The organism is Streptomyces sp. JJ36 (genome assembly GCF_021696945.1).
Classification (GTDB): domain Bacteria; phylum Actinomycetota; class Actinomycetes; order Streptomycetales; family Streptomycetaceae; genus Streptomyces.
The window spans coordinates 1-10,711 of sequence record NZ_JACYHE010000118.1; the positions used below are offsets into that span (position 1 = coordinate 1).

The 10,711-nt window shown below is 75.8% G+C and carries 12 protein-coding genes; 4 read left to right on the forward strand and 8 right to left on the reverse strand.

What is annotated here, in order from left to right:
* Positions 1-144 precede the first annotated feature (144 nt).
* On the reverse strand, positions 145-768 hold the full coding sequence (locus HOY81_RS26020; protein ID WP_237323158.1) for a LysE family translocator: 624 nt from the start codon (positions 766-768) through the stop codon (positions 145-147).
* Positions 769-810: 42 nt separating this feature from the next.
* Complete coding sequence (locus HOY81_RS26025; protein WP_237323159.1) at positions 811-1,350, reverse strand: nitroreductase family deazaflavin-dependent oxidoreductase; 540 nt, start codon at positions 1,348-1,350, stop codon at positions 811-813.
* 137 nt (positions 1,351-1,487) lie between these two features.
* Between HOY81_RS26025 and HOY81_RS26030 the strand changes: the two genes are divergently transcribed.
* Positions 1,488-2,303: a methyltransferase domain-containing protein gene (locus HOY81_RS26030; protein ID WP_237323160.1), complete on the forward strand. Its 816-nt coding sequence runs from the start codon at positions 1,488-1,490 to the stop codon at positions 2,301-2,303.
* Between the two features lie 10 nt (positions 2,304-2,313).
* Here the strand turns inward: HOY81_RS26030 and HOY81_RS26035 are convergent, their stop codons facing one another.
* From HOY81_RS26035 to HOY81_RS26060, 6 genes are all read right to left on the reverse strand, one after another.
* Complete coding sequence (locus HOY81_RS26035; protein ID WP_237323161.1) at positions 2,314-2,799, reverse strand: hypothetical protein; 486 nt, start codon at positions 2,797-2,799, stop codon at positions 2,314-2,316.
* Positions 2,796-3,122: a ribbon-helix-helix protein, CopG family gene (locus tag HOY81_RS26040; RefSeq protein ID WP_237323162.1), complete on the reverse strand. Its 327-nt coding sequence runs from the start codon at positions 3,120-3,122 to the stop codon at positions 2,796-2,798. Before HOY81_RS26040 ends, HOY81_RS26035 begins: the two co-directional genes overlap by 4 nt.
* Positions 3,123-3,162: 40 nt before the next feature.
* Positions 3,163-3,573 (reverse strand): peptide-methionine (R)-S-oxide reductase MsrB, encoded by a 411-nt coding sequence (gene msrB, locus HOY81_RS26045; protein WP_237323163.1) that lies wholly within the window; start codon positions 3,571-3,573, stop codon positions 3,163-3,165.
* A gap of 54 nt (positions 3,574-3,627) precedes the next feature.
* Complete coding sequence (gene murC / locus HOY81_RS26050; protein ID WP_237323164.1) at positions 3,628-5,019, reverse strand: UDP-N-acetylmuramate--L-alanine ligase; 1,392 nt, start codon at positions 5,017-5,019, stop codon at positions 3,628-3,630.
* A 170-nt stretch (positions 5,020-5,189) separates the two neighbouring features.
* Complete coding sequence (locus tag HOY81_RS26055; RefSeq protein ID WP_237323165.1) at positions 5,190-5,657, reverse strand: indole-3-glycerol phosphate synthase; 468 nt, start codon at positions 5,655-5,657, stop codon at positions 5,190-5,192.
* 110 nt (positions 5,658-5,767) lie between these two features.
* On the reverse strand, positions 5,768-6,547 hold the full coding sequence (locus HOY81_RS26060; RefSeq protein WP_237323166.1) for a pyrimidine reductase family protein: 780 nt from the start codon (positions 6,545-6,547) through the stop codon (positions 5,768-5,770).
* Positions 6,548-6,604: 57 nt separating this feature from the next.
* Between HOY81_RS26060 and zapE the strand changes: the two genes are divergently transcribed.
* The 3 genes from zapE to HOY81_RS26075 all read left to right on the forward strand — a co-directional run bounded on the left by zapE (position 6,605) and on the right by HOY81_RS26075 (position 10,436).
* Entirely contained in the window at positions 6,605-7,723 is a 1,119-nt protein-coding gene (gene zapE / locus HOY81_RS26065; protein WP_237323167.1) for a cell division protein ZapE, read from the forward strand.
* A 114-nt stretch (positions 7,724-7,837) separates the two neighbouring features.
* On the forward strand, positions 7,838-9,226 hold the full coding sequence (locus HOY81_RS26070; RefSeq protein WP_237323168.1) for an alkaline phosphatase PhoX: 1,389 nt from the start codon (positions 7,838-7,840) through the stop codon (positions 9,224-9,226).
* 379 nt (positions 9,227-9,605) lie between these two features.
* Entirely contained in the window at positions 9,606-10,436 is an 831-nt protein-coding gene (locus HOY81_RS26075) for a TIGR04222 domain-containing membrane protein (protein ID WP_237323169.1), read from the forward strand.
* Positions 10,437-10,711: the final 275 nt, after the last annotated feature.

The window sequence follows — 10,711 nt, forward strand, 5'->3', positions numbered from 1 at the left end:
GGCACGGAGGGCTGCCGAGCGTACGGCGCGCACCGCCGGTGAGCGTGCCGGGGCCCGGAGGGCGCACCCGGTGACGGCCCGGCCGCCACCGGTCGCCCGGGGCGCCGGGGCCCCGCCCGCCGCCCGGCCGGCACCCCGGCCCGGTCACCCCTCCAGGGCGAGCCGCAGGCCGAGCGCCACCAGCACGCCGCCGGAGACCTGTTCCAGCCGGCGCCGTACCGCGGCCCGGGACAACAGCCGCCGCAGCCGCGCGACGCCCCATACGTACGTGGCGTAGTAGCCCACCTCGAACACCGCCCACAGCGCCGCCAGGGCCACCATGGCGGGCAGCTCCGGCGCCCCGGCGGGCACGAACTGCGGCAGGAAGGACATGGCGAAGAGCGCGGCCTTCGGGTTGGCCAGGTTCATCAGCAGCCCGGCCCGGTAGGCCCGCCACCCCGGCTCCGGGGGTGCGTCCCCTGACTCGGCGAGGGCCACCGGGGTACCGCGCCGCGCGGACCGCAGCGCCTGCACGCCGAAGAGGACGAGCACCCCGGCGCCGGCGAACCGCATGATGTCGTACGCGAGCTGGGAGGCGGCGAGCAGGGCGGTCAGGCCGCAGGCGGCGACGACGCCCCAGAGGAAGACGCCGGTCTCGTTGCCGAGCACGGTCAGCAGCCCGGCCCGGCGGCCGCGCAGTGCGTTCCGGATGATGAGCACCGTGCTCGGCCCCGGCGAGGCGGCGATGAGCAGACAGGCCCCGAGGAAGGGCAGCAGCACGTCGGACATGCCCGCCATCCTGACCCCGGGCGGTACGCCCCGGCCAGCGGTTTACCGTGCGGAGCCGCCGCCGGCCTCCCGGCCGGCGGGCTCGAACCGGACGAACGGCACGCCGGCGCCGACCCGGCGGTACTCCGCCGCGCTGCCCTGCCGCACCGTGAACCCCATGAAGCGGCTCAGCCGCCGGGCCGCCCGCGGGTGCCGGTCCGCGTAGCGGGCCATCAGCTCCCCGCCCTCCTCCGCCGGGAGGAAGCGGGCGTCGACCCGGTGCCGCCGGGAACCGACCTGGATGGTCGCCCGGGGCGTGGCCCGCAGGTTGCGGTACCAGGCGGCCCGCGGCCCGAAGCCGGAGGCGACCGTCCAGGACGGCCCGTGGGGGTCGTCGCGGGCGACCACCTCCACCACGACGCGCCGCAGCCGTCCCGACGTCCGCCCGGTGTGCTCCAGCAGCAGGAAGCGGCCGCCCAGCAGCCACCCCAGCCGGTACCGGTAGAGCAGCAGGGGCAGCCGGAACAGCGTCCGCCGCCAGCCGGTCGGCAGCGGCGGCCGGTCCGGAGATCCCGCCGGCGTCGAAGGGTCCGCAGTACTCACGGCCCCGACCCTAGGGGCCGTGACGGCTGCCCGCCCGCACGGGCAGCGGACGCGGCGGAGAGGCGCCACCGGATCACGGTAGCCCACATTGCGAGACGATCTCGCTCGGGAAGTGAGACACGCACTAGAGTGCGGCCATGAACCGGGAATCCGCCGTCTACACGCACGGCCACCACGCGTCCGTCCTCCGCTCGCACCGCTGGCGCACCGCCGCGAACTCGGCGGCGTATCTGCTGCCCGCGCTCCGTCCAGGCCTGGAGGTGCTCGACGTCGGGTGCGGGCCCGGCACGATCACCGCGGACCTGGCGGCGGCCGTCGGCCCCGCAGGCACGGTGACCGGCCTGGACCCGGCCGGTGAGGTGCTGGAGGCCGCGCGCGCGGTGGCGGACGAGCGGGAGCTGCGGAACATGCGGTTCGCCCGGGGCTCCGTACCGGAGCTGGACTTCCCCGACGCCTCGTTCGACGTGGTGCACGCGCACCAGGTGCTCCAGCACGTCGGCGACCCCGTGGCCGCGTTGCGGGAGATGCGCCGGGTGTGCCGGCCGGGCGGGCTGGTGGCCGCCCGGGACTCCGACTACGGCGGGATGACCTGGTACCCGGAGGTCCCGGGGCTGGAGGAGTGGCTGTCCCGCTACCGGAACGTGGCCCGGCATGCGGGCGGCGAGCCGGACGCGGGCCGGCGGCTGCGCGCCTGGGCCCGGGAGGCCGGGTTCGCGGAGGTGACGGCCTCGGCGAGCGCGTGGTGCTTCGCCACGCCGGAGGACTGCGCCTGGTGGAGCGATCTGTGGGCGGAGCGCACCGTCGCCTCCGCCTTCGCCGGGCTGGCGGTGGAGAGCGGGCTGGCCGATTCCGCCGCGCTGGAGCGGACGGCGGCGACGTGGCGGGAGTGGGGCGGCCACCCGGACGCCTGGTTCCTGGTCCCCCACGGCGAGGTGCTCTGCCGCACCGTGTGAGCCCCGGGGCTCACACGGGCACCACGTGCACGTCCGGTGTCCCCAGCACATCGAGATACGCGGTCACGTCCGCCGGGTCGCTGGTGAAGACGACTGCGCCACCGTGCCGCACGGCGGTGAGCGCCACCCACGCGTCCACGGCGTCGGGCCGCTTCTTGGGCGGCAGTGACGCCTCCCCCAGCGCCGTACCCATCCGCCGCCAGTCATCGAGGTCCGGCCCCGTGGCACACGCGACACACTCCGGGCGTCCGGCGGCGGTCGCGCGCATCGGGGGTGGCGAACTCCGCGCCCGCGGCACGGTGCAGTCACGCAGCACCCCGGAGAGCGCATGCACGAGCGCCGGACGCGGGCGCCACACCTGCGCCAGCACGGGCCCCAGCACCACGGCCCGGTGCGGGGCGTCCCGCAGCTTCTGGTGGAGGAGCACGGCCTTGGCCTTGCGATCAGCGAGCGCGATCAGCATCCCGGTGTCGTAGACGGGAACGCGAGGGCTCACGCGGCCTCGCCCGTGCCGCCCCGAGCGCGATCCTCGCCCCGCACCAGGGCGAGGGCGGCCTCGATCTCCCGCCGCTCCTGCTCGGTGACCTCCCCGGCAGCCACGTCCGGCTCGGGTGGAAGAACGGCCGCCTCCCGCTCGGCGGCCGCGATCAACCCGTCCACGCCGGCGAACTGCTCCTCTATGGCCTCGGTCTCCGCCATCTGCCGCGTCGCAGCGTGCACCAGGTACGCCGAGACGTCCATGCCCGCCCGTTCCGCATGGCGCCGGATGCGCTCGGCCTGGCTCCTGTCGAGGCTGATGGTGATCCTGTCCCTGGCCACGGCACCAGCGTAAGACGCGTATGACGACCGGGCAAGCCGGTCAGCCGTCCTCGGCGGGCTCCAGCCGCAGCGAGACGGAGTTGATGCAGTAACGCTGGTCCGTGGGGGTGGGGTAGCCCTCGCCCTCGAAGACATGGCCGAGGTGGGAGCCGCAGCGGGCGCAGCGGACCTCGGTGCGGGTCATCCCGAAGGAGTGGTCCGGGATCAGCTCGACCGCCGCGGAGTCCGCCGGGTCGTAGAAGGACGGCCAGCCGCAGTGGGATGCGAACTTGGTGCCGGAGCGGAAGAGTTCGGCTCCGCAGGCCCGGCAGGTGTAGACGCCGGTGGTCTCGGTGTCGGTGTACTCACCGGTGAAGGCCGGCTCGGTGCCGCCCTGCCGCAGCACCCGGTACTCCTCGGGGGACAGCTCCTCGCGCCACTGCTCGTCGGGCTTGTCGATGTCGTACGCCATGGTCGCGTGCTCCTTCGTTCCGGGCGTGCGGTCGGCGGACGGCCGGCGGGCCGGTCAGTCCGAGAGGCGGGCGAGGAGGCGCGGGCCGAGGTCCGTGACGTCACCCGCCCCCATGGTGAGAACGACGTCGCCCGGCTTCGCCATTCCGGCGAGCACCTCGGGGGCCGCCTCCCGGGAGGGGACGTGCTGCACGTCCGCGCCGGCGGCACGGGCCGCGTCGACGACGAGCGCGCTGGTCACCCCCGGGAGGGGGTCCTCGCGCGCCGGGTAGACGTCGAGCACCGCGGAGGCGTCGGCCAGCGCGAGCGCCTGCCCCATCTCGGCGCCGAGCTGCCGGGTGCGGCTGAAGAGGTGCGGCTGGAAGAGGACCAGCACCCGGCCGCCGGTCAGGCCGCCGCGGATGGCCTCCAGGTCCGCGGTCATCTCGGTGGGGTGGTGCGCGTAGGAGTCGATGACCCGCACGCCGCCCGCCTCGCCGGTGAGCTGGAGGCGCCGGTTGACCCCGGTGTACGCGGCGAGGGCGCCGGCGAGCTCCGTCGCCGGCACGCCGAGCGCCGCGCCGGCGGCCAGGGCGGCGACGGCGTTGTGCGCGTAGTGCCGGCCGGGCACGGAGACGGTGAAGGTGAGTTCCCGGCCGTCCAGGGCGACCGTGACCTCGCTGGTCAGGCCGTGCGGGACGACCCGCAGAACGCGGACGTCGGCGTCCTGCGCCGCGCCGTAGGTCGTCACCGTCAGCCCGTCCCGGTCGCGCACCCGGGCGGTGAGGTCGCGGGCGCCCTGCTCGTCGGCGCTGATCACCAGGGTGCCGCCCGGGCGGATACGGCCGGCGAAGGTCTCGAAGGACTCGTGGACCTCGGCCAGCGAGGCGTAGTGGGCGTGGTGGTCGAGCTCCACGTTGAGCACGATGGCGACCTCGGGGGCGTACGTGTGGAAGCTGCGGTCGCTCTCGTCCGCCTCCGCGACGAACAGCTCGCCGGTGCCGTGGTCGGCGTTGGTGCCGGGCCCGTCGAGGTCGCCACCGATGGCGTACGAGGGGTCCAGCCCGAGGGCGCGCAGCGAGACGGCGAGCATCGAGGTGGTGGTGGTCTTGCCGTGCGTGCCGGCCACGGCGAGCGCGCGGCGGCCCTCCATCAGCGCGGCGAGCGCGTCCGAGCGGTGCACGACCGGGATGCCGCGCTCCCCGGCGGCCCGCAGCTCGGGGTTGTCCGCGCGGATGGCGCTGGAGACCACCACACAGTCGGCGTCGGGGGCCAGATGCGCGGCGTCGTGCCCCAGGTGGACGACGGCGCCCGCCTGCCGCAGCGCGGCCACGGCGCCGGACTCCCGGGCGTCGCTGCCGGCGACGCGGGCGCCGCGCTGCGCGAGGATCTTCGCGATGCCGGACATCCCGGCGCCCCCGATGCCGATGAAGTGGGGGCGTTCCATGGTGGGCGGCACGGCAGTCATCGCGGTTCTTCTCCCGGGTCGTACGGCGTGCGCGGGGATGCGCGGCGGGGAGGACCCAGCGTAGCCCGCACCGGGCGCGGGGACGGGGGCGGCCGGTCCGGCGGCCGCCGGTGCGGGGACTCCGGGCCACCGGTCCGTACGGCGCCCCGGGTGTCCGGCGGCCGCGACCGTCACTCCGTGTGGGCGAAGAGCTTGAGCACGGGGACCCCGACCTTGTGCCGGGCCCGCGAGGCCCAGTCCCGGTGGAAGAACTCCTCGACCAGGTGCGGAGCGGTGAGCACGATGACCTCGTCGGCCCCGGTCTCCGACACGATCTTCGTCAGCAGGTCCAGCGGGTGCTTCTCGACGAGCTGCCCCACCGCCTCCGCGCCGGCCTCCCGCAGGGCGCGGAGGGAGTGTTCGAGGCCGAGCTGCGCGGGTTGCAGCGCCTCGTCGCCGCTCCGCTCCTGGGCTTCGTGCACGGCCTCCTCCAGCTCGCCCAGCGCCACGTCGTCGAGGGCACGGAGCAGCCGGTCCTGGTCGCCGCGCGGCTGCATCAGCACGACGAAGGAGACGGGCTCGTCCCCGTGCAGAGTGGTGACCATCTCGACGTCGTCGGAGACCAGCGGCTTCTCGATCATCAACACGGTCGTGAACACGACTAGTGCCCTTCTCCTCCGCGGGTCCTCGGACCCCAACAGAAACCATTCTTCCCTGCCCACGCAGGTCCTGCGTTGTCCAGTCTGCCCGCCGGGCTAATCGGAATATCTCATTCCGTAACCGTACGGATCTTCGCATACCGGGTGAACAGGAAGCCGTCCTCCTCCAGCACCGCCTCCAGGGAGAAATCCGCGGGCACCGTCACCTCGGGACCGTTCATCACCCGTGCGGCGGTACCCGCGACCACCCGCGGCGACACCGTGAGACACAGCTCGTCCAGCACGCCCGCCGTGGCGAACTGCCCCAGCAGCCGGGGACCGCCCTCGGTGAGCAGCCGGGTGAGGCCGCGCCCGGCCAGCGCCGCGGGCACCCGGGAGGGGTCGACGCCCTCACCCTCCCCGGCCCGCACGACCTCCACACCCGCCTTCCGGGCCGCGCGCAGCCGCTCCTCCGGCGCCCCGGCACCGGTCAGCACCAGGGTGGGCGCCCACGCCTCGGTGAAGAGCGGCAGCGACCAGTCCAGATCGAGACTCGCGCTGACCACCGCGACGGCCGCCGCGGGCCCCTGGCCGGCGGCCTCCCGCTGCGCGGCGAAGGCCGCCCGCCTGCGCACCGGCCGGTACCCCTCCCGCCGAACCGTTTCCGCACCCACCACCACCACGTCGGCCAGCGCGCGCAGCACCCCGAAGACCCGCATGTCGGCCGCCGAGGAGAGCGGCTGGGAGCGGCCGCCGTGATGGGCGGCGCCGTCCAGCGAGCCGACCATGTTGGCCCGCAGCCACGGCCCCCCGTGGGCCGGGTAGGCGTACGCCTCCGCCAGGGCGTCGAGGCTCCACGCGCCGCGGTCGGTCCGCTGGTCCGGGTCGGGGCTGGGGAACAGGCGTCGCATAGGCCGCAGTGTGGCATGCCGCACGGTCCCGTACGCCGGGGACACCCGGCCCGTAGCATGAAGGGCGTGTCCACCACCAGCTCCGCCCGCACCCCCGCACGCCCGTCCGGCGGCCCCGAGGCGCCGCTCTCCCTCTGCTCCCGCGAGCCGAGGGTCCCCGCCGAACGCCTGGTGGCCGAGATGGTCCCGCCGCCGCGCTTCGACGCGGTGCGCTTCGGCACCTACGTCCCGGACCCGGCGCAGCCCAGCCAGCAGGAGGCGGTCCGGGTGCTCCGCGACTTCGCGGCGGGCATCGGCGAGGACGGCGGCGACGCGGGCGGGTTCCGCCGCTGGTTCCGCCGCTCCCGCGGTGCCGGGACAGGCGCCGCGGGCGGCCCCCGCGGCGTCTATCTGGACGGCGGCTACGGCGTGGGCAAGACCCACCTGCTGGCCTCGCTGTGGCACGCCGCTCCCGCGCCGCCGGAGCGGAAGGCCTTCGGCACCTTCGTCGAGCTGACGAACCTGGTCGGGGCGCTGGGCTTCCAGGAGACCGTGCGCACCCTGGGCGGACACCGGCTGCTCTGCATCGACGAGTTCGAGCTGGACGACCCGGGCGACACGGTCCTGGTCTCGACGCTCCTCGGCCGGCTGGTGGAGCAGGGCGTGGCCCTGGCCGCGACCTCCAACACGCTGCCCGGCAAGCTCGGCGAGGGCCGGTTCGCGGCCGCCGACTTCCTGCGGGAGATCCAGGGGCTCTCCGCCCACTTCCGCGCGCTGCGCATCGACGGCGAGGACTACCGGCACCGCGGTCTTCCCGAGGCACCCGAGCCCGGTGACGACGCCGAGGTCTCCCGGGTGGCGCACGCCACCGCGGGCGCCGCGCTGGACGCCTTCCCGGAACTGCTCCGCCACCTGACCACCATCCACCCGAGCCGCTACGGCGCACTCTGCGACGGCGTCTCCGCCGTCTGCCTCACGGGCGTGCACCCGGTCCCCGACCAGGCCACGGCGCTGCGGCTGGTGGTCCTCGCGGACCGGCTCTACGACCGCGAGGTGCCGGTGCTGGCCTCCGGCGTGCCGTTCGACCGGCTCTTCGGCGAGGAGATGCTGCAGGGCGGGTACCGGAAGAAGTACTTCCGCGCCATCTCCCGGCTGACGGCCCTGGCCCGCGACGCGCGGGAGCTCGGCGCGGGCTGACGGCCGCCCGCAACTCGCGTAGACCCGGCTCGTCCCGCCTCCTGTGCACGCGCCGGTACCCGTGGTAGACACACCTGGTCCGGTCAACCTGTCCGCCAGCAGGGAGAGTGAGGCATGTCCACCACACGGCGCGAAGTGCTCGCGACATCCGGTGCTTTGGGAGCAGGCATCGCGTTCGCCGGCAGCATCCCGGAGGTCTTCGCCGGCACGGCACGGGCCGTGGGCCGGCCCGGGGGCGACGGCTACGGCCCCCTCGTCCCCGACCCCGACGGGCTGCTCGACCTCCCGCGCGGCTTCCGCTACCGGGTGCTCTCCCGCGAGGGCGACCCGCTGCGGTCCGGCGAGGGCCGGGTGCCCAGCAACCCGGACGGCATGGCCGCCTTCGCGGCCCGCGACCGGCGCGGCCGGCGCTGCGACTCCGTCTGGCTGGTGCGCAACCACGAGAACCGTATGGACGCCCGGGTGCCCGTGCCGGCCGTCGAGGGGCTCACCTACGACCCCGCGGCCGAGGGCGGCTGCACCCTGCTGGAGCTCGACCGCCACCACACGGTGCGCCGGGAGCGGGTCGGCATCGCCGGCACCTCCACCAACTGCGCGGGCGGCCCCACCCCGTGGGGCACCTGGCTCACCTGCGAGGAGACCGAGTACCGGGCCGGCGAGGAGGGCTACACCAAGGACCACGGCTTCATCTTCGAGGTCGGTTTCCGGCACGGGCACCGCACCGTCCCCGAGCCGCTCACCGCGATGGGCCGCTTCCAGCACGAGGCCGTCGCGATCGACCCGGGCCGGGGCGTGGTCTACGAGACGGAGGACGCCTTCGAACACCCCTTCGGCCTCTTCTACCGGTTCCTGCCGGAGCGTCCGCGGGGCGGCTTCGGCTCGCTGCGGGCCGGCGGCACGCTGGAGGCCATGCGGGTGCCGGGCGTGCCGGACCTCTCCGCCGTACGGGAGCCCGGGCGCAGCTTCGCGGGGGTGGAGTGGGTGCCGGTCCCCGACCCGCTGGCCCGCGAGACCCCCGTTCGGCACCAGGACTTCGGGCCGCGCGGCATCACGCACGCGCAGAAGCTGGAGGGCTGCTACTGGGGCGGCCGCTGCGTCTACTTCGTCTCCAGCTTCGCCCGGAGCGCGGACGGTTCCGCCGCGGACCACTACGGGCAGGTCTGGCGGTACGACCCGGAGCGCGCCCGGCTGACGCTCGTGGTGGTGTTCGGGCCGGACACCGACATCGACCTGCCGGGCGAGGAGCCGGACAACATCTGCCTGGCACCCAGCGGGGGCCTGATGGTCTGCGAGGACGGCGGGGGCGCCCAGCACGTGTTCGGGCTGACGCGGCGCGGCGTGGTCTACCCGGTGGCCCGCAACCGGCAGAACACCGGGACGCCCGAGGAGCCCGCCTGGGGCGAGTTCGCCGGCGCCACCTTCTCCCCCGACGGCCGGACGATGTACGTCAACTGCTACGAACCCGGCACCACCTTCGCCGTCACCGGACCCTGGCGGCACTGAGCGAGCGCTCCGGGCCCGCGCCTCTCCCCCTTCCGGGGCAGCCGCCGACGGCCGGGTGCGCGGCCGCCGGCGTCCGTCCCGGCCGCCGGTGGCCGGCACGGGCCTGCCCGGCCGGGTGACTCCCCGGCCGGCGGCGGGCGTCCCCTGTCCCGCGGACGGGAACGCACCACCGGCCCCGGACGGCCGTCCTCGTCCCGGCGCGTCCGGCCGGCCGAGAGGCGGTCCGCACGCGTGGCGGGGAAGCCCGTCGTCCGCGTCCCGCCGCCGGTCCGCGCCGCCGCGCCGGTCGCGCGAGCCGCGCGCCGCCGGCGCACGCGTGCCCGGGCCGGATCCCGCACAGGCATGGCGCTTCGCTGGTCACGCCAGGTAGAACTCCCCCATGTGGGTGCTCTTCCTCCTCCTCGCATGGGCGGCCGCGGGCGTCGCCTGTGCGCGGCTGTGCCTCGCCGCCGCCTCGGCGGGGCGCGGCCTCGCCGCCGGACCCGCCGCCGGACCGCGCGGTACGGCGGCCGGCGCCGCCCCGGCCGTGCTCCCCGCGGGGCCGCTGTCGCTGTACGAGACCGCGTTCCTCTCCGGCGGCCCGCACCGGGTCGCCGACCTCGCGCTCGTCGCCATGTCCCGGCAGCGCCGCATGCTGCTCGCGCACACCGGCTGGGCCACCGTCGTTGACCCCGAGGGCCGGGACGCGATCGAGCGGTCCGTCATCGCGGCCCTCGGCCCGGAGGGACAGTCCCGGATACCGCCCGTACGGGCCGCCGTCACCACCGCGGACGCCGTACGCGCGCTGGGAGACCGGCTGGTCTCGGCCGGGCTCGCGGTCCCGGCCGCGGTGCGGGACCGGGTCACCGCCGCCTCCCGGCAGGTGCGCGGCGCCGCGCTGCTGGTGCTGGTGTCCGGGCTGGCCGCCGAAGTGCTGGCCGGTCAGGCCGGCGGCGGGACCGGCGCGGGCGCCGGCCACCCCGTCGCGCCCTGGTTCGCGCTGCCGCTGGTCCTGACCCTGGGCACGCTGGCCATCGCCCGGTTCGAGATCCGCACCTGGACCCGCTGGGCCTCGCCCGCCGGCGAACTGCGCCTGCGGGCCGCCGCCGACCGGGGCCGGGGCGAACGCGCGCTGCTGACCGCGCTCGCCCTGCGCGGGCCGGGCGTGCTGCCCCAGCCCGAGCTGCGGCAGGCACTGGGCGGAGCGCGGTCCCCGCTTCGAGGGCAATGAGCCCGACACCGCCCGGCGGTGCTTTACTTCCCCGCCCGTCCCGCTGAGCATCCGGTCTGTACCGGTGCCCCGGGCACCCCGCCGCAGGACGGAACGAGGAACTCAGTGCGAGCTGCTGCACTCTCCGGCGTGCTCGGCGCGCTGGTGCTGACGGCTGGAGCCGTCGCACCCGCCGCCGGGGCGCCCGCCCGAACGGCCCCCGCTCCCCCGGCCGCGCCCGGGTCTTCGTCGTGCTCTCCATCCCGGTCTGCCTCTTCATGGGGAGCTGGCAGCTC

Bases quoted from the DNA above. Each gene is read 5' to 3' on its own strand.
- HOY81_RS26020 (WP_237323158.1), bottom strand. From the start codon at position 768: ATGTCCGACGTGCTGCTGCCCTTCCTCGGGGCCTGTCTGCTCATCGCC.
- HOY81_RS26030 (WP_237323160.1), top strand. From the start codon at position 1,488: ATGAACCGGGAATCCGCCGTCTACACGCACGGCCACCACGCGTCCGTC.
- msrB (WP_237323163.1), bottom strand. From the start codon at position 3,573: ATGGCGTACGACATCGACAAGCCCGACGAGCAGTGGCGCGAGGAGCTG.
- murC (WP_237323164.1), bottom strand. From the start codon at position 5,019: ATGACTGCCGTGCCGCCCACCATGGAACGCCCCCACTTCATCGGCATC.
- HOY81_RS26060 (WP_237323166.1), bottom strand. From the start codon at position 6,547: ATGCGACGCCTGTTCCCCAGCCCCGACCCGGACCAGCGGACCGACCGC.
- zapE (WP_237323167.1), top strand. From the start codon at position 6,605: ATGAAGGGCGTGTCCACCACCAGCTCCGCCCGCACCCCCGCACGCCCG.
- HOY81_RS26070 (WP_237323168.1), top strand. From the start codon at position 7,838: ATGTCCACCACACGGCGCGAAGTGCTCGCGACATCCGGTGCTTTGGGA.
- HOY81_RS26075 (WP_237323169.1), top strand. From the start codon at position 9,606: ATGTGGGTGCTCTTCCTCCTCCTCGCATGGGCGGCCGCGGGCGTCGCC.